Annotated in this window: 17 protein-coding genes; 6 read left to right on the top strand and 11 right to left on the bottom strand. The window is 65.4% G+C overall.

Translation table 11 applies throughout. The features are described 5' to 3' along the window. Positions 1-64: 64 nt before the first annotated feature. From XI05_RS32135 to XI05_RS32125, 3 genes are read right to left on the bottom strand one after another with little or no spacing between them, the layout of a single operon-like run. Positions 65-835 (bottom strand): enoyl-CoA hydratase, encoded by a 771-nt coding sequence (locus XI05_RS32135; RefSeq protein WP_271509419.1) that lies wholly within the window; start codon positions 833-835, stop codon positions 65-67. Further along, the gene (locus tag XI05_RS32130; RefSeq protein ID WP_271509418.1) at positions 832-1,299 is read right to left on the bottom strand and encodes a MarR family winged helix-turn-helix transcriptional regulator; all 468 of its coding nucleotides are present in this window, start codon (positions 1,297-1,299) and stop codon (positions 832-834) included. The genes XI05_RS32135 and XI05_RS32130 overlap by 4 nt, the downstream gene beginning before the upstream one ends. Positions 1,300-1,344: 45 nt before the next feature. Next, positions 1,345-1,953 carry a TetR/AcrR family transcriptional regulator gene (locus XI05_RS32125; protein ID WP_271509416.1) on the bottom strand — a complete coding sequence of 203 codons (609 nt, stop codon included), beginning with the start codon at positions 1,951-1,953 and terminating at the stop codon, positions 1,345-1,347. Between the two features lie 141 nt (positions 1,954-2,094). Here XI05_RS32125 and XI05_RS32120 point away from each other — a divergent pair, with 141 nt between their 5' ends. From XI05_RS32120 to XI05_RS32110, 3 genes are all read left to right on the top strand, one after another. Next, positions 2,095-3,345, top strand: a complete 1,251-nt coding sequence (locus XI05_RS32120; protein WP_271509414.1) for an HlyD family secretion protein — start codon at positions 2,095-2,097, stop codon at positions 3,343-3,345. Next, positions 3,287-4,909, top strand: coding sequence for a DHA2 family efflux MFS transporter permease subunit (locus XI05_RS32115; protein ID WP_271509412.1), 1,623 nt, complete (start codon positions 3,287-3,289; stop codon positions 4,907-4,909). The genes XI05_RS32120 and XI05_RS32115 overlap by 59 nt, the downstream gene beginning before the upstream one ends. A gap of 109 nt (positions 4,910-5,018) precedes the next feature. Further along, positions 5,019-6,740: an ATP-dependent Clp protease adaptor ClpS gene (locus XI05_RS32110; protein ID WP_271509410.1), complete on the top strand. Its 1,722-nt coding sequence runs from the start codon at positions 5,019-5,021 to the stop codon at positions 6,738-6,740. Positions 6,741-6,936: 196 nt separating this feature from the next. Here the strand turns inward: XI05_RS32110 and XI05_RS32105 are convergent, their stop codons facing one another. The 7 genes from XI05_RS32105 to XI05_RS32075 form a co-directional block, all read right to left on the bottom strand. Then, positions 6,937-8,400 carry a GntP family permease gene (locus tag XI05_RS32105; protein WP_271509409.1) on the bottom strand — a complete coding sequence of 488 codons (1,464 nt, stop codon included), beginning with the start codon at positions 8,398-8,400 and terminating at the stop codon, positions 6,937-6,939. Positions 8,401-8,403: 3 nt separating this feature from the next. After that, positions 8,404-9,423, bottom strand: coding sequence for a patatin-like phospholipase family protein (locus tag XI05_RS32100; RefSeq protein WP_271509408.1), 1,020 nt, complete (start codon positions 9,421-9,423; stop codon positions 8,404-8,406). 110 nt (positions 9,424-9,533) lie between these two features. Then, entirely contained in the window at positions 9,534-10,778 is a 1,245-nt protein-coding gene (gene serA, locus XI05_RS32095) for a phosphoglycerate dehydrogenase (RefSeq protein ID WP_271509406.1), read from the bottom strand. Positions 10,779-11,081: 303 nt separating this feature from the next. Continuing rightward, on the bottom strand, positions 11,082-12,314 hold the full coding sequence (locus tag XI05_RS32090) for a rhodanese-like domain-containing protein (RefSeq protein WP_271509404.1): 1,233 nt from the start codon (positions 12,312-12,314) through the stop codon (positions 11,082-11,084). 76 nt (positions 12,315-12,390) lie between these two features. Next, a complete protein-coding gene (locus XI05_RS32085; RefSeq protein ID WP_271509402.1) occupies positions 12,391-13,587 on the bottom strand; it encodes a PepSY-associated TM helix domain-containing protein in 1,197 nt (398 codons plus the stop codon). A 2-nt stretch (positions 13,588-13,589) separates the two neighbouring features. Then, a complete protein-coding gene (locus XI05_RS32080) occupies positions 13,590-15,929 on the bottom strand; it encodes a TonB-dependent siderophore receptor (protein ID WP_442869343.1) in 2,340 nt (779 codons plus the stop codon). A gap of 181 nt (positions 15,930-16,110) precedes the next feature. Further along, entirely contained in the window at positions 16,111-16,995 is an 885-nt protein-coding gene (locus tag XI05_RS32075; RefSeq protein ID WP_271509399.1) for a dihydrodipicolinate synthase family protein, read from the bottom strand. 178 nt (positions 16,996-17,173) lie between these two features. Here XI05_RS32075 and XI05_RS32070 point away from each other — a divergent pair, with 178 nt between their 5' ends. Together XI05_RS32070 and XI05_RS32065 are read left to right on the top strand one after the other, a co-directional pair. Next, on the top strand, positions 17,174-18,586 hold the full coding sequence (locus tag XI05_RS32070) for an FAD-binding oxidoreductase (protein WP_271509397.1): 1,413 nt from the start codon (positions 17,174-17,176) through the stop codon (positions 18,584-18,586). Positions 18,587-18,593: 7 nt separating this feature from the next. Then, a complete protein-coding gene (locus XI05_RS32065; protein ID WP_271509395.1) occupies positions 18,594-19,268 on the top strand; it encodes a GntR family transcriptional regulator in 675 nt (224 codons plus the stop codon). On the opposite strand, the gene XI05_RS32060 is transcribed toward XI05_RS32065, so the two are convergent. Then, entirely contained in the window at positions 19,265-19,402 is a 138-nt protein-coding gene (locus XI05_RS32060) for a hypothetical protein (RefSeq protein WP_172784656.1), read from the bottom strand. The genes XI05_RS32065 and XI05_RS32060 overlap by 4 nt on opposite strands. Positions 19,403-19,627: 225 nt before the next feature. Here XI05_RS32060 and XI05_RS32055 point away from each other — a divergent pair, with 225 nt between their 5' ends. Further along, positions 19,628-21,649 carry a YgiQ family radical SAM protein gene (locus XI05_RS32055; protein ID WP_271509393.1) on the top strand — a complete coding sequence of 674 codons (2,022 nt, stop codon included), beginning with the start codon at positions 19,628-19,630 and terminating at the stop codon, positions 21,647-21,649. Positions 21,650-22,451: the final 802 nt, after the last annotated feature.

Genomic DNA, 22,451 nt, shown 5'->3' with positions numbered 1-22,451 from the left:
CGTTAAGGTTTATATCAAATGATAAGCGCCCCTGGAGTTGCCGGCCCCGTCCGGGGCGGCCGGCTCACGCCACCTTCGTGAAATCCGGCGGGCGGCGCTCCGCAAACGCCGTAAACGCCTCGCGCGCCTCGGCGGTGCGCAGGCGCTGCGCGAACTGCTCGCCTTCGGCCTGCATCTGCGCGACCAGCGCCTCGCCGTTGCGCATCAGCCGCTTGGTGGCGATGAGGGCCCCGGCCGGCTGGCGGACGAGACGCTGCGCCAGCGCAAGCGCCTCGGCATCGAGCTTGTCCAGCGGCACCACGCGGTTGGCGAGGCCCCATTCCAGCGCGGCCGTGGCCGGCACGGTCTCGCCGAGCGCGAACATCTCGTAGGCGCGGGCATAGCCGATGCGCGCCGGCATCAACAGGCTGGAGGCGGCTTCCGGCACCAGCGCGAGGCTGACGAACGGCGTCGACAATTGCGCGTTGTCGGCGAGCACGACGAGGTCGCAATGCAGCAGCATCGTGGTGCCGACGCCGACGGCACGGCCCTGCACGGCCGCGACCAGCGGCCGGGTGCAGCGCGCCAGCGACTGGATGAAGCGCACCACGTTGCGGCTGCCTTCGGACTTGCCGGCCGCGACGGCCGCGAACTCGCCGACGTCGTTGCCGGCGGTGAACATGTCGCCCTCGCCGCGGATCAGGATCACGCGGGCGGACGGGTCGCGCTCGGCGGATTCGATCGTGTCGGCGAGCTTGCCGTACATCGCATCGGTCAGCGCGTTCTTCTTGTCGGGACGCGCCAGCGTGAGGGTGAGAATTCCGCCGCTATTCTCGATCCGGACATGCTCGGTCATTGGTCTGCTCCGTTTTGTTCGTCTGAACTTCTTGGAAACTTGTCCTGAATGCTCGTCAGCCAGCGCGCGACGATGTCGATCTCCGCGGCCGTGAATCCCTCCGTCAGCGCCGCATTGATCTCGGCCGCGCCAGTCTTCGCCTGCGCCAGCGCGGTGCGCCCCTTCGGCGTCAACCAGATGCGAAAGGCACGGCCATCCTCGCGGTCAGCCCGCCGCTCGACCAGCCTCGCCGCAGCGCTGCGGTCGACGAGGCCGGAAATCCCGGCCGGCCCGAGATCGAGTGCCGCACCCGCCTCGCCCATCAGCGCGCCATCCTGCTTGCCGAGGATAAAGAGCAGCCCGGCCTGCGCCGGCGTCACCTCGCTCTCGGGCCGCGCCGCCATCCAGCGCTGCAGCCGGCGATGGGCGACACTCAGCAGGTAGATCAGCCGATGGTGCCTCGCTGTGGCTCCGTTATTTCGCATGCGAAATATCTAGCCCAACGGATCCCGATTGTCAAATCAGGACCGCTAGGCCGACGCGGCGCGACAACCGTCGAGCAGAATTGCGGCGCATGTCTGCGCCCGCCTCTCGATCTCCTTGCGCGAGGGCAGTGTCAGGCCGGCGTAGATCGCCGCGCGCTGCGGCGCCGACACCATCATGCCAATCATCATTCCAGCGGCTTCATCGACGTTATCGAGCGTGATGCGCTTCTTCTTGACTTGATCGCGAAGCCAGCCCGCGAGCGCCGCCACGGTACGGGAGATGCCATCCCTGTAGAAATTCGCGGCAAGGTCGGGGAACGTGGCCGATTGCTGCAGGACCATACGCTGGAGTGCCACGACCTCGGGATCGAGGGCGAGATCGGCACAGGCGACAAGCACGGCAGCCAGGCTCGTCTCGATGTCGGCCTGATTGTCGGCCTGAAGATTGACGTCGGAGAGCAACCGATCGAGCCGGTCCGCGCACATCGCTTCGAACAGCGCTGCCTTGCCCGGAAACAGCCGATAGAGAGTCTTGGTGGAGATGCCGGCGTCACGCGCCAGTTCTTCGGTGCTGGTTGCTGCGTAGCCATCGACTGCGAAGGCGTGCCGCGCCGCCTCGATGACAATGCGCTTCGTCTCATCGTCGGTGCGCACTGGTGGCCGCCCACGCGGGCGGCCTTCTGATGACGATTTTGCCTGAGCCATGTTTTTAGATGATGCCTGTCATTCCATTGACAGTCATCAAGCTAGCCCTATTTTGGAAATCGTCAAGTTTCCTAATTCACGGAGCCGGCCATGACCGTGCGTACCAACCCATCGAAGAGCGAAACCATCGTGGTGCCAACCAACCCGCCCGAAGGCATCCTGCCCGCCGCGCCGGTCCCCGCCCCGCGCCGAAAGCTGAACTTTCGCAAGCTGTTGCTGGCGGGAGCGGCCGTCGCCGCGCTCGCCGGCGCGAGCTGGTACGGCTACGATTACTGGACGGTCGGGCGCTTCCTCGTCTCCACCGATGACGCCTATGTGAAGGCCGACAACACCACCATTGCGCCGAAGGTCAGCGGCTATCTCGACCGGGTGCAGGTCGGCGATAACGAGCATGTGAAGGCAGGCCAGGTGCTGGCCCGGATCGACGATCGTGATTTCCGCGTCGCGCTCGATCAGGCCAGGGCCGACGTCGCCGCCGCGAACGCGACGGTGACGAGCAAGCAGGCCCAGCTCGAAGTTCAGGAGGCCGTGATCGCCGCCGCGAAAGCGACCATCGATGTCGACACCGCCGCGAAGATCTTCGCCCAGCAGGAGAACAAGCGCTACACGGATCTCGCCAGGACCGGTTATGGCAGCGTGCAGAATGCGCAGCAGGCGCAGGCGCGCGATGCCGGCGCGGACGCCGCGATCGCGCGCGACAACGCCAACCTCATCTCCGCACAGAAGCAGGTCGATCTACTCAAGGCCGAGATCGTGCAAGCCAAGGCCGCCGCCGCACGCGCAGCCGCGGTCCAGCACCAGGCCGAGCTCAATCTCGGCTACACCACGATCGTCTCGCCGATCGACGGCGTCGTCGGCAACCGCACCTTGCGCGTCGGCCAGTATGTGCAGGCGGGCACGCAGTTGATGTCGATCGTGCCGGCCACGGGCGCCTATGTCGTCGCCAATTTCAAGGAGACCCAGCTCACGCATGTCCGCGCCGGTCAGAGCGTCGAGATCGAGGTCGACACCTTCCCGGGCCAAGTCGTGCATGGTCACGTCGATTCCATCGCGCCGGCCAGCGGCCAGGAGTTCGCGCTGCTGCCGCCCGACAACGCCACCGGCAATTTCACCAAGATCGTGCAGCGCATTCCCGTGAAGATCGCGCTGGACGCCGGGACCGCGCCTCCGATCGCGCTGCGGCCCGGCATATCCGTGATCCCGACGATCGCAACGCGCTCAGCGCCGGCCGCTCAGGCGGCAGCGACGCCCAAAGCAAAACCCGTTTCCGGAGGGTCGTGCAATGTCAAACAGCCTCTCAATATCGACGCCAGCGCAAGCAATTCCGGTCGCGACGCCTGAGCGCGTCGCCGCCGACTCCGATCGGGCCAGCGCCACGATCTGGATCGCCGTGTTCGCGGCGATGATCGGCGCCTTCATGGCGATCCTGAACATCCAGATCACCAACGCCTCGCTGCTCAACATCGAGGGCGGCATCGGCACCGGCGCCGACAACGGATCCTGGATCTCGACGTCGTACCTGATCGGCGAGATCATCGTCATTCCGTTGACCGACTATCTGTCGCGGGTGTTCTCGTTCCGCAACATCATCCTGAGTTTCGCGAGCCTGTTCGCGGCCTTCTCGGTCGCCTGCGCCTTTACCCACGATTTGCCGTCGATGATCGCGATGCGCGGCCTCCAAGGATTCTTCGGCGGCGTGCTGATCCCGATGGCGTTCACGCTGGTCTTCACCAGGCTGCCGAAGGGCCAGCAGCCGATCGGCCTTGCCATGTTCTCGCTCGCCGTGACCTTCGCACCGGCGATCGGGCCGACCATCGGCGGCTATCTCACCGAGAATTACGGCTGGCAGACCATTTTCTTCGTCAACGTGCTGCCCACGGCGGTGATGGTCACCACGCTGTTCTTCACGCTGGAGCGCCAACCTCCGAACCTCGCTTTGCTGCGCGAGGGCGACTGGTTCGGCATTGCGACCATGGCGATCGGCCTCGCTTCGCTGCAAGCCGTGCTCGAAGAAGGCAACAAGGACGACTGGTTCGGGTCGCCTTTCATCGTGCGGCTCGCGGTCATCGCCGCGATCAGCCTGTCGCTATTCATCGTCAACGAGCTGATGGTGGAGAAGCCGCTGCTGCGCCTGCGCCTGTTGACGCAGTGGAATTTCGGCATCGGCACCATCGCGGCGGTGTTCCTCGGCTTCGCGCTGTTCGGCTCGGTCTATCTCCTGCCCGCCTATCTCGGCCAAGTGCAGGGCTACAATGCCGAGCAGATCGGCAACGTGCTGGCCTGGACCGGGCTGCCGCAGCTTCTGCTGATTCCGCTGGTGCCGAAGCTGATGCAGCGTTTCGACGGCCGCTATGTCGCGACCGTGGGCCTGCTGCTGTTCGCCGCGAGCTCCTTCATGAACATCCAGATGTCGCTCGATTATTCTGGCGATCAGTTCCTGATGCCCAACATCGTGCGTGCGGTCGGCCAGGCGCTGACGCTCGCGCCGCTCTCGGCACTCAGCCTCGGCAGCGTCGCGCCGCAGGATGCGGCGGCGGCCTCCGGCATCTCCAACATGATGCGCAACCTCGGCGGCGCCATCGGCACCGCGGTGCTCGCCACCATCGTCACCAAGCGCGAGCAGTTCCACTCCAACATCATCGGCCATTCGGTCACGCTCGGCCGCGAGGAGGTCCGCGCCCGCATCGCGCAGATGACGGACTATTTCATGGCCCACGGCGTCCCCGACCCCAACGCCGCACGCGAGCAGGCCATCATCGCGCTCGGCAAGACCGTGAAGCGCCAGGCGCTGGTGATGGGCTATTCCGACACCTTTGCCGTGATCGGCGTGGTGCTGGTCCTCGCCGCGATCGCGGTGCTGCTGACGCGGCGCGTGAAGGCGGCCGGCGGGGGTGGCGCGCATTAGAGCTCGAAAACGTACGACCAAATCGACGCGGCCGTCACGCTTGACGGCCGCGTCCTTTTGTGTTCCCTATTTGTTCATATCAATTATAGGTTGCTCAAGGGGACACTTCATGAGCGATACTCAGGTCGAGGCCGTGCCGGCTCAGCTCGTGCTGCATGCTGACGAAGATACTCCGCGTGAATTCATCGTTGACCTGTTGCGTCGCGTCTTCGGCAAGTCGGAAAGCGAAGCCGCCTCCGTGATTGCCGACATGGAGAGGCATGGCGCGGCAGCCTGCGGTCCCTACCCACCACCGGTCGCAGGCGCCCTGCTGGAATCTGCAAGGCGTCGTGTCGCTGCCGCCGGCCACCCACTCCTGATCACAAGCGAAACGTCGAAGCCCTGCTGCGAGCTTTGCGGCCGACCGATCGCGCAGTCGGAAGCACAATTGGTGGACCGCACAGTGTGGCTGTGCGCCGATTGCGTACTCGCAGCAGCAAGCGCATCGCAGGACCTCCCCTCGGAGGAGTTCAATTACACGTTCGGTGTCTTGAATTGGCACTTCGCCGATGTGCCGCGGAGTCAGCTGGTGACCACGGTACGCCAATTTCCTGGCCACATGCGGGCAGACGTCCAGGCCGCAATCGACCGATTATTTGCGTCTCCGGTCCGGCTATTCGGTATCGCCGAGGACCGCCGCTACGAGACGCTATCCATGTCGAGATTGATGCAGAACGACGGTTTCGCGGCGACGATCGCACCGCTTCAGTACAACGACGTCGATATCGGCGAACCGACACCAGCCAAGTGCCTCGACAATGGTCTTTGGCTTTGCGCAACCGCTGGTCTCCGCTACGCGGTGCTTCTGGCCATTCATCGTGAATACGGCCGCGAGATCGGCGTGCGGATCGAAATCATGGCGCCGGCCGGGGCCGCAGGCTCAGCGCTTGTCCAGCAGTGCTTCAGCGCGCTGGAGGACGCCGTTCAGGCCGCGCGCACCTACCGCGGCAAGATTCTCTCTCTCGATGCCGATTCCGACTACCGTGGGCGCTCGCGCGGGATCACAGTGCACCGGCTTCCTTCCGTCAGTCGTGACGAGGTGATCCTGCCTGGACAGACGTTACGGCTACTTGATCGTAACGTCCTGAACTTCGTGGGCACGCGGGACGTGCTGCGCCGCCTCGGACAGTCGACCCGGAAGGGTATCTTACTCTACGGCCCACCCGGCACGGGCAAGACTCACACCATCCGCTATCTCGCGGCCCATCTGCCCGGTCATACCACGCTGATCATCACTGCGGAGCAAATCGGCCTGCTCGGCGCCTATATGAATCTCGCTCGCCTCCTGCAACCGGCCATGGTTGTGATCGAAGACGTCGATCTCATCGCGCGGCAGCGCGAGAACATGAGCGGCTGCGAAGAACCGCTGCTCAACCGATTACTTAACGAGATGGATGGCTTGAAGCAGGACGCTGACATCCTGTTCGTGCTGACAACAAATCGGCCTCAGCAACTCGAAGGCGCCCTAGCGGGCCGCCCCGGTCGCATAGATCAGGCCATCGAAGTGCCGCTTCCCGACGAGACCGGCCGCAACAAACTGGTCCGGCTCTACGGCAAGGGACTGCCACTCGACGACGCCGTCGTCACCGAAGCCGCCAGGCGCAGCGAAGGCACGAGTTGCGCATTCATCAAGGAATTGATGCGGCGCCTGGCACAAGCGAGCCTCGCGCGCGATGGCGGAAATTCCGTCATTTCCGCCGATATCGACGAAGCCCTCGATGACATGCTGTTCTCCGGCGGCCGGCTCAATGCGCGACTGCTCGGCGGCGCGCAGGCGATGGCGGCGGGATGATCGGAGCATGTCTCCCTCTCCGCGTCTTCGCGGGGAGAGGTGAAGGGTCACTGCGCGCAGAAATAGCTCGACGCCTCCGTCACCGGTCCCGACTTGTCGTGCGGCCAGGCCGGCCAGCGGCACAGTGGCAGCGCGCGGACGACAGGGAACGCGTGCAACCTTCGCCCGTCCGTCAATCGCTGACGCCGGCTTTCCGTCAGAACGACCCCAGCGCACTGCCGAGGGCAATCACGGCCGTCAGCGCCAGGAGCGAGGTCACGATGCCCACCATGACGATGTCGAAATAGCTGTCGCGGTGAGTCAGGCCGCAGATCGCGAGCAGGCTGACCACCGCACCATTGTGCGGCAGGATGTCCAGCGTTCCCGCGCCGATCACCGCCACGCGATGCATCAACGCAAGGTCGATGCCGTTGCGCGCGGCAAGTTCGACATAGGTCGGGCCGAGAGCGTCGAGGGCGATGGTGAGGCCGCCCGACGCCGACCCGGTCAGCGCGGCCAGGATGTTGGTCGCGACGGCGAGCGAGACCAGCGGTCCGCCCTCGATCGCCAGCACCCAGTCGCGCACGATCGTGAATGCCGGCAGCGAGGCGACGACGGCGCCGAACCCGACGAGGCTGGCGACGCTGAACGCGGGCAGGACCGACGCATTGGCCCCGGCGTCCATGGTCCGGCGCAGCGCCGCCAGGCGCGCCCAGTTCAGCGCGATGGTGGTGGCGATGGCGGCAGCCAGCGCAACCGCGACCGACCAGACGCCTGCAACAGCTGCAAGCGTGGTATCACCAAAGCGTTGCTCGGCGAGATAGCTGACATCGAGCCGCGGCAACACCAGGAGCGACATCAAGAGATTGACAGTCACGACGACGACCAGCGGCGCGATGGCGTTCAGCACCGGCGAAGGCCGCTTGCTGCGATGACCGTGCTGTAGCTCCGCCGGGTCGAACTCGCGGGCGGTCGTCGCGCGCTCGCGCACGAGCTCGTCGGCGGCTGCGCGCTCGGCCGAGTCCTCAACGTCATCGCCGTAGCCTTCTCCGGTGCGGCGCGCAGATGCTTCGGCGCGATGCAGCCACCACAATCCCGCGCCGAGCATGATGAGGGAGGCGACGATGCCGAGACCTGGTGCTGCAAACGGCGTCGTGCCGAAGAACGGCATCGGGATCGCGTTCTGGATCGACGGCGTGCCCGGCATGGCCGACATCGTGAAGGTCGACGTTCCCAGCACGATCGCAGCCGGGATCAGGCGACGCGGAATCGAAGCGGCGCGAAACAGCGAACGGGCCATGGGAACGATGACGAAGAACGCTACGAACAGGCTGACGCCGCCATAGGTGACCAGCGCGCCGGCAAGCACGACCGCCAGGATCACGCGCCGCTCGCCGAGGCGCTCAGCCATGAAGCCGGCGACGGACGTCACCGCCCCGCTGTCGTCCATCAACTTGCCGAAGACGGCGCCAAGCAGAAAGATCGGGAAGAACTGCGCCAGAAATCCCGCTGCGTTCACCATGAACACCTGGGTCAGGTTCGCGAGCAGCGGCTCGCCGCCGAACAGCGCCGCAACGAGTGCGGCGAACGGCGCGAGCAGCAGGACGCTCCAGCCGCGGAAGGCGAACAGGACCAGCAGAGCGAGCCCGACGAGGAGGCCGAGGAGACCGAGGAGACCCATGCCTCAACACTCCGACAGGAGGACGCCGAGATCGGCGGTCGAACGGCGGCCGATATCCGCGCCGTGCTCGCAGAGGAAGGCGTCCGCGGCCATGCGCCCCTCAGCGCGTAGCATCGAGACGAACTCCCACTCCGCGTTGAGCTTCGAGGACGCCCCGAACTTCGCCAGCATGTCGCTCTTGATCCGGTGTGTCCGCATCTTCGCCCAGCGCGCGCCCTCGCCGCTGCCGGGGTCGGCGGCCTGGCGCAGCAGCGCGATCATGCGCAGCTCCTTCATCAGCGGCGAGTTGAACGAGATTTCGTTGAGCCGGTTGAGGATCTCCGCAGCCGTCCGCGGTTCCTCCAGCCGCTCGGTCGGATTGATCTGGACGAGGATGGTGTCGTGCGCGTCGCTTTCGCGGACCAGCGGCGTGATCGTCGGGTTGCCGGCGAAGCCGCCGTCCCAATAGGGCTCGCCGTCGATCTCGATGGCGCGGAACATGGTCGGCAGGCAGGCCGATGCCAGCAGCACATCCGCCGTGATCTCCGCGTTGCGGAAGATACGGCCGCGCCCTGTGCTCACCCGCGTCGCGGTGATGAACAGCTGGATCGGGGAGCGCACGAGGCGTTCGAAATCGATGCTCTCGGCCAGCACCGCACGCAGCGGATTGTAGCCGGTCGGATTGAGATCGTAGGGCGACAGCACGCGCGACATCAAATCGGTGAGGATGTAGAAGGGCGACGTGTCGAGGGTCCAGCGCCCCATCAAGCGGTCGAGCGGCGAGCGTTGCAGCGGGCTGAAGGCCGCGGCCTTCGAAACACGGCGCCAGTATTGGTCGAGCGCCTCACGCGCGCCCTCGGCGCCGCCGGCGGTCCAGCCGTCCGCCAGCACCGCCGCATTCATCGCGCCTGCGGAGGTTCCGGAGATTGCGGCGATGCTGAGCCAGTTTTCCTCCAGCAGGCGATCAAGCACACCCCAGGAGAAGGCGCCGTGCGAACCGCCGCCCTGAAGCGCGAGATCAATCAGTACGGCGTCCCGTTCCATGGCGGACACTCACGCAACTGAAGCTCAAATTCGACCTGATTGGAACACGTCGAATTCGACCGCAGTGTGGGAGCAGTGGCCGCACAATGCAACCGGAACGTGGTGGCAGTCTAGTGCTCGAATACCAGCCGCGCGCCGACCGTGCCGTCGAGCGCGCGGATCTGCTGGAGCAGCGCCGCCGAGTCCTGACCACCGAGATCGGCGTCGAGCACGACGTAGCCGAGATCGCCGGCGGTCTCCAGATATTGCGCGGCGATGTTGATGTCGCGCTGGAGGAAGACCTCGTTCAGCCGCCGCAGCATGCCCGGCACGTTGCGATGGACATGGCTGAAGCGCGCGCCGGAGGGACGCAAGTGCAACTGCACTTCCGGGAAGTTCACCGCGCCCATGGTCGAGCCGGTGATGAAATAGTCGACCAGCTTGCGCGCGACCTCGCCGCCGATCCGCTCCTGCGCCTCTTCGGTGGAGCCGCCGATATGCGGGGTAAGGATGACGTTCTCGATGCCCTGAATGGGGCTGTTGAAACGATCGGCGTTCGACGAGGGCTCGACGGGAAAGACGTCGACGGCGGCACCGGCGAGATGGCCATCGCGCAAGGCACGCGCCAGCGCATCGAGATCGACGACGGTGCCGCGGCTGTTGTTGATCAGGAACGAGCCTGATTTCATCGCCCGGAGCTCCTTCTCGCCGATCATGCCCGCGGTCTCCGGCGTCTCCGGCACGTGCAGGCTGACGACATCGCTCTGCGCCAGCAGCTCTTCCAGCTTCTCGACCGGCTCGGTGTTGCCATGGCGAAGCTTGTCGGTGCGGTCGAAATAGATCACGCGCATGCCCATGGCTTCGGCCAAGGTCGAAAGCTGCGAGCCGATATTGCCGTAGCCGACGATGCCGAGCGTGCGGCCGCGCACCTCGCGGCTGCCGGCCGCCGACTTGTCCCAGCCCCCGGAATGCGCCGACACCGAGCGCGGAAAGATCCGCCGCAGCAGCATCACGATCTCGCCGATGACGAGCTCGGCGACGCTGCGCGTATTGGAGAACGGCGCGTTGAAGACGGGAATACCGCGCTTGCGCGCCGCCGAAAGATCGACCTGGTTGGTGCCGACGCTGAAGCAGCCGACAGCGAGAAGCTGGTCGGCCGCCCCCAGCACCTCATCGGTGATCTGGGTGCGCGAACGGATGCCGAGCAGCGACACGCCCTCGAGCGCGCGCCGCAGATCCGCGCCGTCCAGCGCTTTGGTCAGCCTTTCGACATTGCTGAAGCCCCCGCTCCTGAAAAGATCGACAGCGCTATCATTGACGCCTTCGAGCAGCAGCGCCTTGGCGCTTCGCTCAGGGCTTTGGCCTGGGGCGGACATGGCATCTCCGTAAATGGCAGCTTTGCCGCAGCTCATAGACCGCGGGCGATACGCAGCACAATAGGGCTTGGATACGGGGAGAAGATGGCCGGAGCGATGGATATGCTTGGTGTACCACACCCGTTATCCGCGCATCCCCAACGCTGCCCGTCATCCTGAGGTGCGAGTGGCGCGATGCCCGGCATCGCGCCGGGAGCCTCGAAGGATGAACGCCCCGATGCAGCCGGGCCGTCGCCCTTCGAAGGCCGCCGAAGAGGCGGCCACCTCAGGGTGACGGAGACGGGTTCGCCCCCTCCGTCAGCGTCAAATCACATAGAACCCGTGCGTGCCATCGCGGCGGAGCTGCTCGACGAGGCCGTATTCCCAATCGAGATAGGCCTGCATCGCAGCTTCGGCCACATCGGTGCCTTCATAGGGACGGCGGTAGCGGTGGGCCGGATCGGGCTTCGGCATCACCAGCGGTGGACCGATTTCCAGCGCTCCGTCATAGCCGCCCTCGAGCACATAGACCTCCCAGCCCATCTGCGCCAGCCAGGACGCCGTCATGTCAGCGCGGACGCATCTGTCGTCGGTCAGGACCATGCGCGCGCCGCGCACCGGTGCGGCCATGTCGGTTTCCTGCACGAGCTGGCCGCCGGGATAGTGGCGGAAGCCGGGGAGATGCCCGGCCGCATAGTCCTCGGCATCGCGCACGTCGAAGCGATACAGCGTGCGATCGGTCTCTGCGACCAGCGCCGCCATCTCGTTCACGCCGATATGACGGACACCGGCGTGATAGGCGACGTCACGGGCATTGGCCGGCCCGCCCTCGAACGGGCCGATCGCGCCGCGCCTATCGGCGCCGTGATCGAGCGCATGCCGCGCCAGCGTCCAGCCGATCGTGCCGTTGCGCAGTGCCCGCACCTTGTTGGGCACGCCGGCATTGATCAGCGACTGGGTGCCGATGATGGAGCGGGTGCGGCCGGCGCAATTGACGATGATGGTGGTGTCGGGATCAGGCGCGGCCTGGCCTGCCCGCAGCACCAGCTCCGCGCCGGGGACGCTGACCGAGCCCGGGATGTTCATGGTCGCGTACTCGTCGAAGCGGCGGACGTCGAGAATGGCGATGTTGGCCTTGTCGGCGATCAGCTTTGCCACCTCGTCGGCGCTGAGCGAGGGCGTGTGACGACGCGACTCGACCAGTTCGCCGAAGGCCTTCGAATAGGAATTGACGTCCTCGAACACCTCGAAGCCCGCATCGCGCCACGCCGTCAGCCCGCCGTCGAGTGCGCTGACATTCGTGTAGCCGAGTGCAGCCAGACGCTCGGCACCGGTCGCGACCAGCCCCTCGCCGTCATCATAGAGCACGATCGCAACGTCCTTGCGCGGCAGCCGCATCTCGGCCTCAACTGCAATCCGGTCCGCAGCCATGTTTGCGGCGAACAGCGGATGGCCGGTGGCAAAGGCCGCCTCGTATCGGAGATCGAGCAGCGCGATCTCTTTGCGCAAGAGCAAGGCGCGGCGGATATCGGCGGGGGTAACGGTGGGAAGCTTCATGGCGTGAACCTGACAAGGACGTGCCACGGGCTTTTGAACGATTGTCGAGGTGTTGGCTAGCCTCTTCGGCAGCAACTCACTCGCCCGGAACGAGCCGGCCCAACGGCGCCTGCGCCGGGCGCCGCAGCTTGCGGCGCGACAGATAGAGCAAAATGCCGGTGACCGAGAACAGCGGCATCAGGGCCGCGGCAATCATGAAGACGAGCTTGCCGGGCCAGCCCAGCACCGCGCCGCGATGGATATCGAGCACGTTGGCGATGATCTTCTCGCCGAACGTCTTGTCGGCGTAACGTTCGGCGGAGGCGACCTGACCGGTGACGGCATCGATGCGGAATTCGTCGCGCGTGGTGTCGAGCGTCGAATCCTTCCCCCACGACCGGATCCGTATTGCGGTGCCCGGGCTGGGCGGCAGCGTCAGCAAAGCCCTGGCAAAGCGGTCGCCCTCCTCACGCCGGAACGTCGTCCAGGCCAGGTCGAACCCGATCGGCCGGGCCGGCTCGGAACGGGCCGCCGCACGCGGCGCCTTCGCGGACATTTTTGGCTGCATCTTCGCAGCAGAGATTTCTGGACGCGACAGCAGCCAGACGACGCCGTCCTTGTACCAGTCAAACGAGTACCAGAGCCCGGTGAGCGTCATCACCAGATAGACCGGAAGCACCCAAGTGCCGATGACCGCATGCAGCGAACGATGCAGCCCGCGCCCGCTGAGACCGAGATTGGGCTTGAGCCACATCTTCACGCTGCGCGCGCGACGTGGCCAGCGCAGCACGAGACCCGAGACCAGCATGACGATCAGGCCGAGCGCGGCCACACCGGTGATCTGGCGGCCCCAGCCCTTGGCATCGCCTGATATCAGCAGCCAGCGATGCAGCTTGCGAACTGTCGCGAAAAACGCCTCACCGCGCGGCGCACCCAGCACGCGCGCATCATAGGGATCGACATAGAGCGAGTTCGGCCGCGCGCCCTGCTCGTCGCGCGCGAAGCGGACGCGCACGGCGGCGGCCGGATCGCTCGACAGCGAAACAGCCGAAACCTTGCCGAAATCCTGCCCCGCCATCAGCCGCGCGACCAGCTCGTCCGGCATCAGCGCCGGCATCTCGCGCGGTGCTACATGCATGATGCCGGTGTTGAGATGATCGACGATCTCGTCCTCGAAACTCATGATCGCGCCGGTCAGCGCGATCAGGGCGAGCAGCAGCGCGAGCACCAGGCCCGCGATGGAATGGACCTGGAGCAGGACAGCTTTGATCATGTGCCCCGGCCGCACTGCCATCGCTAGAACTTCACCGCAGCCGAGAGAGACACCCGGCGCGCATCGCCGATAGCAACATTGAGCGCGTTTCCGGTGCTGGACGTATAGTAGACCTTGTCGAACAGGTTCTTGACGTTGAACTGGTAGGTCACCGGCAGATTGTCGATCTTCGTGTCGTAAGTCGCAAAGACATCTGCGACGGTATAAGCCGGCAAGAAGAACTTGTTGGCGGAGTCGCCCGGCCGGTCACCGACGTAGTGCGCGCCGCCGCCGAGCCGCAGGCGTCCGGGGAGCGTATCGCCGAAATCGTAGACGAGATAGAGCGAAGCCGTGTTCATCGCAGCATTCAGCAACTTGGCGTTGCCGTTGATGGGATCGTTCTCCAGGCGGGCATCGGTATAGCCGTAGCTTCCGATCATGCTCCACTGATCGCTCAGCTTGCCGGTCACGTCCAACTCGACGCCGCGCGACCGCGCCTTCGCGGACGTTCGTACCAAGACCGTACCGCTAGTAAAAGGGTCGGAGACCAGCACGTTCTTCTTCTCGATGTCGTAGACCGCAAGAGTGCCGGACAGCCGCTTGTTGACATCGAACTTGACGCCAGTCTCCCATTGGGTGCCCTCTTCGGGCAGAATGGTGGAGTCGACGACGAAGCCGATGGGAGCACCGGTGAAGGGCGCGATGGTCGAGGTCGGCTTCAGCGACTGCGTGTAGCTCACGTAGTAGGAGAGCTGGTCGTTCAGCTTGAAGATGACGCCGCCGAGCGGCAGCACCTTATCGCCCGACAGGTTGGTGTTGGTGACGAACATAGGCCGGCCTCTTCCCGCGAGCTGCTCGTATTCCATCCAGCGCACGCCGCCGACCACCGACAGCCAGCTGGTCACGTGGAACGTGTCCTGGGCGAAGAAGCCACGGGTGCCGAGCTTGTCGGTCTGCTCGCTGTCCGTTGCCGAAACGGTCGTGCCCGGTGTGATCAATCCGTAGACGGGGTTGTAAAAATTGAAGCTCGGGGTCGCCTGGCGGATCAAATCGTGGCGGTCGATCGTGCGATACAGCGCCTCGCCCCCGAACAGGATCTCGTTGCGGAAGCCACCCACCCAGACGTCACCCTGCAGATAGGAGGTGCCGTAGCTGGCGTTGCTCAGCGAGTTCCTGGTGCCGTCGTTGCTGCGGGTCTCGACGCCGGTCTTGGCGTTGACGCCGGTGATGCGAAGCTGATTGGCGCTGTAGGTCTCGGTGTTGTAGCTGTAGGCCGCCGTGACCTTCCAATTGTCGTCCAGCTTCTGCTCGACCGAGCCCTGGATCAGGTCGGAGGTGCCCCACATGTTGTTGAAGGGCTCGTCGAGCCGGCGAGTCTTCGGGATCGCCAGCGGCGCGCCGTTGACGAAAGCGGTGCCGCGGTCGAACGGATAGATGAACTCGCGGTGCTCATAGGTGAGCTGGACCGTCGTGGTGTCGCCGTACCAGGCCAGCGAGGGGTTCACCAGCATCTCGCGGTGACGGCCGAAATTGCGCCAATAATCTTCGCTGACGCCGTAACCGATGAAACGATAGGCGAGACCGCCGTCGCCGATCGGACCGGTGATGTCGAGCGTACCGTCGGCTCCGTTCCGGTTGTTCGCGTAGGCCGAGCCGAGCAGCGTGACCGAGCCGTGCTGATAGAGCTCGGGCCGCTTGCTGATGGTGTTGACGATGCCGCCCGGATCCATGATGCCGTAGAGCAACGAGGCCGGCCCCTTCAGCACCTCGACGCTCTCGACCGCGGCATTGAGGCTGCGGCCCTGCACCAGCGGCATGCCGTTGCGCATGATCGAGCCGTCGCGGTTGTCGCCGAAGCCGCGGCGGATCACGGCGTCCTGTGTGCCGGCGAGCGTGTTGGTCTGGGTGATGCCGGATATATTGACGAGAGCGTCGTCGATGTTGCGCGGGAGCTGGTCCTTCAACACTTGCGCAGGAACGACGTTGACGGACTGCGAGGTGTCGAGCGGCGAGGCGCCGCTGCGCAGCGTGGTCGCGCTCGGCATTGCACGATAGCCGAGCTTGGCCGCCTGTTGCGCGGCGGCTTCGGCGGCGGCGCGCTCCGACAATGTCGGCGCCGTGGGTGCGGAATTGCGACTGGGCTGGCGGCGCACGACGGCTTGGTTGCGGCGCGACGACTGATCCGATGCACGGGCCGGCTTCGGCCGCAGCGCCGGCGCTTCAACCGTCACCGGCGGCAGAGCCGATTGCGCCTGAGCGCTCGTGGTGTTGGAGGGGCTTTCGGCAAGCAGCACGGCCGCACCGATGAGAAGACCTGCTCGGCTCTTGCCGGCACGGGTTCGATGGCCGCTGACGCAGCCATCCACGAAGGCACGCACTTTGATTCCACTTCAAGTCAAGAACGCTGAAGTGTGCGCCTGTAACAGTCGCCGCAATCGAAGAGAACCGTAGCCGAGCTTGAATCGCTCTAGTGTTGAATCGTTCTAAACACCGTGAAGCGCGGGGCAACAATCACCGATTGCCCCCGCAGCGATGGCGGCAACGTGTCGGGACGCCAGCGCGATCTCACGCGATGGCGGGCGTCACCAGTTCGTCGAGCCTTCGCTTGAGCGCGGTGCCGTCCGCCAAGGCGCGGAGCGGCGGTCGCACGCGCAGCCAGCTTGCATCGCCGGTCTGCGCCGCAAGGATCGCCTTCAGCGTCGTGAGGAAAGACGGCGATTTCACCACGATGTCGATCGCCGCCTGCATGCGCGCTTCGACGTCCTTGCCGTCAACCATCGCCTTGACCAGGTCCGGCGCAATGTTGGCCATGCCGCAGATGGTGCCGGCGCCGCCGGCGGCGATCGCGCGGGTGATATCGGCTTCGTTGCCGACGGTGATGGCAAGCTCCGGCGCGGCGGCACGGAACGCCTGGAACTGCTTGAAGTCGCCGCTGGAGTCTTTCAGACCGGCGACCACCCTGCCGTAACGTTTGCGCAAGTTCGCAGCGACATGGGTCGGGATCGCAACGCCCGAGATCTGCGGAATGTGATAAAGATAGGCGCGCAGGCGATCGTCGCCGACGCCGTCAATGATCGCAGCGAAGGCGTCCTCGATGCCTTCGGCTGTGACGCTGCGGTCGAAATAGGGCGGCAGCAACAGAACGTGGCGCAGGCCGAGCCCGAGCACGGCGCGCGTCAGCGCGATGCTGTCGCTGATGGCGGGAAAGCCGCCGCCGATTCCGATGCGCTCCGGCGCCACGCCGGCCTTGAGGACGGCTTCAACGGTCGCGATGCGTTCGGCGGCATTGAACGAGGTGCCTTCGCCGGTGGTGCCGAACAGCACGACGCCGTCAACGCCCTTGCTGAACAGCTGCTTGGCGTGTGCTGCCAGCCTTGCGGCGTCCACGCTGCCGTCCGCTGCCAGCGGCGTCGCCGACGCCACCCAGAACCCGCGAATCGCCTCCGTCATCACACCACCCTTTGTTGCGGCCGCCAGCTAAGCCTCTGATCCCGAACGATCTTCTCTGCGGGGCGTAGCCTTGTTTTTGCTTTACTTTCCATCTTGTACCTTACATACAAGGCGGGTGCAAACCCTTTCCACGTCGCGGCGCGCATGCGGCGCAGCCGAATCCTAGAGGAGGTCTCGCATGAACATGGTGAGCCCCATTGAGCATCCCGACCAATTGCTCGGCGCGTTGCGCGACCGGCTCGGCGCGGCCGCGGTGCTCGTTGGCACCGATGTGCCCGCGCGCAATTGCAACGACTGGAGCGCGAGCCTGCCGCAGACGCCGCTGGCGGTGATCCGTCCCGTCGATGCGCAGGGCGTTGCCGATGCGATTGCGACCTGCCGGCAGGCGCATCTGCCGTTCGTGCCGCAGGGCGGCTTGACCGGCCTGTGCCGCGGCGCTTCGCCGGAAGCGGGCTGGGTCGCGATCTCGCTGGAGCGCATGACCGGCATCGAGGAGATCGATCGCGCCTCCGCGACGATGACGGTGAAGGCGGGCACGCCGCTGGAGACGATCCAGAAGGCGGCGGACGAGGCCGGCTTCTTCTTTCCGCTCGATCTCGGCTCGCGCGGCTCCTGCGCGATCGGCGGCAATCTCTCGACCAATGCCGGCGGCAACCGCGTGATCCGCTACGGCATGACGCGCGAGCTGGTGCTTGGCCTCGAAGTGGTGCTGCCCGACGGCACCATCATCACCAGCCTCAACAAGCTGATGAAGAACAATGCCGGCTACGATCTGAAGCATCTGTTCATCGGCTCGGAAGGCACGCTCGGCATCATCACCCGCGTCGTGCTGAAGCTGTTTCCGAAGCCGCGCTCAACCATGGCCGCGTTGTGCGCGCTGAAGGATTACCCGGCCGTGATCGCGCTGCTCGATGCGGCGCGTTCGGGGCTCGGCCCGCTGCTGTCCGCCTTCGAGGTGATGTGGCCGGATTATTGGGACGTGATCACGGCGCGCGCCGGCGTGAAGCCGCCGGTCGCCGCAGGCCACGGTCTTTACGTGCTGGTGGAAGCGCAGGGCACCGACGAGAGCGTCGATGCGCCGCGCTTCCAGAGCTGGCTCGAGGAGTTGATGGAACGCGGGCTGCTGGCGGATGCCGCGGTGGCGCAGTCGCTGGCGCAGACGCTGAGCTTCTGGCGCGTGCGCGACATCTGCGCCGAGTTCGGCCAGGTTCTGGGGCCGCACATCTCCTACGACATCGGCCTTGCGGTGGCACGCATGGACGAGTTCGTCACACGCTGCAAGGCGGCGCTGGCTTCCGGCATCAAGGGCTGCGAGAGCGTCTATTACGGCCATATCGGCGACGGCAATCTGCATCTCGTCTCCTGGGTCGCGGGCCTTGCCGTCGCGCAGCAGCCGAAGGAGGAGATGGACGCGATCATCTACGGTCTCGTCCGCGAGCTCGGCGGCAGCGTCTCCGCCGAGCACGGCATCGGCACCTTGAAGAAGCAATGGCTGGGCCATGCCAGGAGCGAGGCCGAGATCGCACTGATGCGGACGCTCAAGGCGGCGCTCGACCCCGATCACCTGCTCAATCCCGGCAAGGTGATCTGAGCGCACCATGCGATCGCTCAAGCTCGATACGCCGAAATCGCTGTCGCAGCGGGTGATGCAGCGGCTGCGGCAGGCCATCATCGACGGCGAGTTCGCGCTTGGAGCGGCCATCTCCGAGGAGATGGTGGCCAATTCCTTCGGCGTCAGCCGCACGCCGGTGCGCGAGGCGATGGGCCAGCTGCAGGCGCAGGGACTCGTCGTGATCCGGCCGCAGGTCGGCAGCTTCGTCTTCACGCCGAGTGCGGACGACATCCATGCGCTCTGCACCTTCCGCATCGCGCTGGAGCCCAAGGCCGCCGAGCTCGCCTTCCGCCACGACCGCGACGGCACACTTGCGACCATGAGCGCCGCGATCGCGGCGATGGAGCCGGCCATAGCGGCAAAGGACAACATCGCCTATGGCCGCGCCGACACCGCTTTTCACGAGGCGCTGTTCGCCCATTGCGGCAACCGCTATCTCGCCGAATCCTATCAGCTCGTCTCCGGCCGCGTCGCCGCCCTCCGCACCAGCTTGACCTCGCCGATCGACGTGCGCACCCGCACCTCCTTCGACGAGCACCGCAAGCTGCTCGATCTGTTCGCACGCGGCGAGTTCGCCGCCTTCGGCGAATTGATGACCACGCACATCACGAATTCGGGAATCGTCTACGCCAAGGCGCTGAAGGTGGATGAGCGCGTCTAGCGCTCCTCCTTCGACCCCGGCCTGTCCAGAAAATCCAGCGCGGTGTTGATCTGCTCGAGCTGATGCTCGATTCTGTCGCGATCCTCCACCGACGGCGCCGCTTCGAGCTGCTCCACCAGCTTCTGCTTCCGCATCAGCAAGTTCTCTATGACCGTACCCACGATTCCCCCATCGCCAGAGGCGACGTCACGGACGCCGAAACGATGGAGGCGCGCGCAACCCGGGCCCGCGTCGAACCCGTAACCAGAATGCACGCGGGGCACGGTTGGTTCCTGCGGCCGGTCCGACCGGCGCCGGAACCGCCTCATCGGACAGCGAGCGGTTGAATTCGCCCGCCCCTCGCCCTATGCGTAGGCGCCATGGACACCCAGATGATCACCGCCGAAAGGCCGCTGATGGCCCAGGCCCGCCCGCGCAAGCCGGCGCCGTTCCTCCCGATGAGCCGCGCCGAGATGGATGCGCTCGGCTGGGACGCCTGCGACATCGTGCTGGTGACCGGGGATGCCTATGTCGACCATCCGAGCTTCGGCATGGCGATCATCGGCCGCCTGCTGGAGGCGCAGGGCTTTCGGGTCGGCATCATCGCGCAGCCCGACTGGCATTCGGCGGAGCCGTTCAAGGCGCTCGGCAAGCCAAAGGTGTTCTTCGGCGTCACCGGCGGCAACATGGATTCCATGGTGAACCGCTACACTGCGGACCGGCGCATCCGCAGCGATGATGCCTATACGGCGGGCGGCGAAGGCGGCAAGCGGCCGGACCGCTGCACGGTCGTCTACGCCCAGCGCTGCCGCGAGGCGTTCAAGGATGTGCCGATCGTGCTCGGCGGCATCGAGGCCTCGCTGCGCCGGATCGCGCATTACGATTACTGGTCCGACAAGGTGCGCCGCTCGGTGCTGGCCGACGCCAAGGCGGACTTGCTGCTCTACGGCAACGCCGAGCGCGCCGTGGTCGAGGTGGCGCACCGGCTTGCAGCCGGCGAAGCGCCGCGCACGCTCGACGACATCAGGGGCGTGGCGCTGTTCCGAAAAGTCCCGGACGGCTACACCGAGCTGCACGCCGACGATCTCGATTCCGCCGACGAGGGCGCATCGCGCCAGAAGGGTGCGACCGTGATCCGCCTGCCGGCGCTGGAGCAGGTCGAGCAGGACAAGGAAGCCTATGCGCGCGCCTCGCGCGTGCTGCACCGGGAGAGCAATCCCGGCAATGCGCGGCCGCTGGTGCAGCGCCATGGCGACCGCGATCTATGGCTCAACCCGCCGCCGATCCCGCTCACCACGGAAGAGATGGACGCGGTCTACGATCTGCCCTACGCGCGCGCGCCGCATCCGTCCTATGGCGATGCCCGCATCCCCGCCTGGGAGATGATCAAGTTCTCGGTGACGATCATGCGCGGCTGCTTCGGCGGCTGCACCTTCTGCTCGATCACGGAGCACGAGGGCCGCATCATCCAGAACCGCTCGGAGGGCTCGATCCTGCGCGAGATCGAGCGCATCCGCGACAAGACGCCCGGCTTCACCGGCGTCATCTCCGACATCGGCGGCCCCACTGCCAACATGTACCGGATGGCGTGCAAGGATCCGAAGGTCGAGGCGGCCTGCCGCCGGCCGTCCTGCGTCTTCCCGGAGATCTGCCCGAACCTCAACACCTCGCATGACGATCTGATCCGGCTCTATCGCAAGGTGCGCGAGACCAAGGGCATCAAGAAGGTGATGGTCGCCTCCGGCGTGCGCTACGACCTCGCGGTCGAGAGCCCCGAATACATCAAGGAGCTCGTCACCCATCACGTCGGCGGATATTTGAAGATCGCGCCTGAACATACCGAGCGCGGCCCGCTCGACAAGATGATGAAGCCGGGCATCGGCGCCTACAACAAGTTCAAGCGGATGTTCGACGAGGCGGCCGAGCGGGCCGGCAAGAAATACTACCTGATCCCCTATTTCATCGCGGCGCATCCGGGCACGACGGACGAGGACATGATGAACCTCGCGCTGTGGCTGAAGAAGAACCGCTACCGCGCCGATCAGGTGCAGACCTTCCTGCCCTCGCCGATGGCGACCGCGACCGCGATGTATCACACCGGCGTCAACCCCTTGCGCGGCGTGCGCCACGGCGGCAGCGACAAGGTCGACGCGATCAAGGGCCTGCGCCAGCGCCGCCTGCACAAGGCGTTCCTGCGCTACCACGATCCCGACAATTGGCCGCTGCTGCGCGAGGCCCTGATCGAGATGGGCCGCCGCGACCTGATCGGCTCGCAGCCCCACCAGCTCGTGCCTGCGCACCAACCGCCCGGCACCGGCAAGGCCGCCGGCACCAAGCGTCCAATGCGGCCCGGCGGCAGGACGCAGAAGTTCACGACCAAGGGCCTGCGGGTGATGAAGTAGCGCGCGAGAGCCGGATCAGGCGCGGTTCGGCGGGGCTTTCGCGCCCTTCCAAACAAAAGAGTCGAAAACAACCCCATGCACAGTAGGCGGGGGCTGTGAAATCAACGGCTTAGCACGGCACACGATCGAATGAGGCATGACCTCGCCTTAGCCTGTTGATTGAGCACGATCTTTTCGAACGACCGCTGCGCATTCAGCTGATTTTACGAAACCGTTGCTTCGTCGGGCAAAACAGGAGCAGAATGACAGCATCGGAAGGACCGCGATGAGGAGCCCTTCCGTTGCTCAGTGCTGGCGTCGTCGAGCTCACGACTAAGTCGCGCAATCCATTCCTTGGCTGGACGCGCTGCAGGCGGCGCCGCTCCTGATCGCTTGATCACCGGCAGCCCAACAAGAGCCTGCGATACCGCCGCCGGCTTTGCCTAGCCGCACCGCGCTTAAGGTGCTCGCGGCTTGTGGCCCACCTGCGAAGTTGCCTGGGGCCTGACGGAGATCCGCTCATCGCGGCAGAGCGGACCAGATTTGCCAAACCTGAGTCCTTCACGTTTTGACCCTGGCTGTGTGAAAACTCAAAAATCGCAACGCGGCGAAGAATGGTATTTTCCAGTCCCACCTCTAAGTTTAATCCGCTTGCGCGTTGAGCGATTAAAGCGGTCTTGGACGAATAACTTCTTCTATCACGATTGCGCATGTTGGCGTTTTCACACAGCCAAGACCCGAAGCAGACCTCGACGGCCACCCCCAATAGACGTAATGAAAATCGCCCCGCTCCTCTCAACGTGCTATGATTTGTCACGACAAG

The sequence above is a fragment of the Bradyrhizobium sp. CCBAU 11357 genome, assembly GCF_028128865.1.
Classification (GTDB): Bacteria; Pseudomonadota; Alphaproteobacteria; order Rhizobiales; family Xanthobacteraceae; genus Bradyrhizobium.
This window is presented reverse-complemented; position numbering and strand designations above follow the sequence as displayed.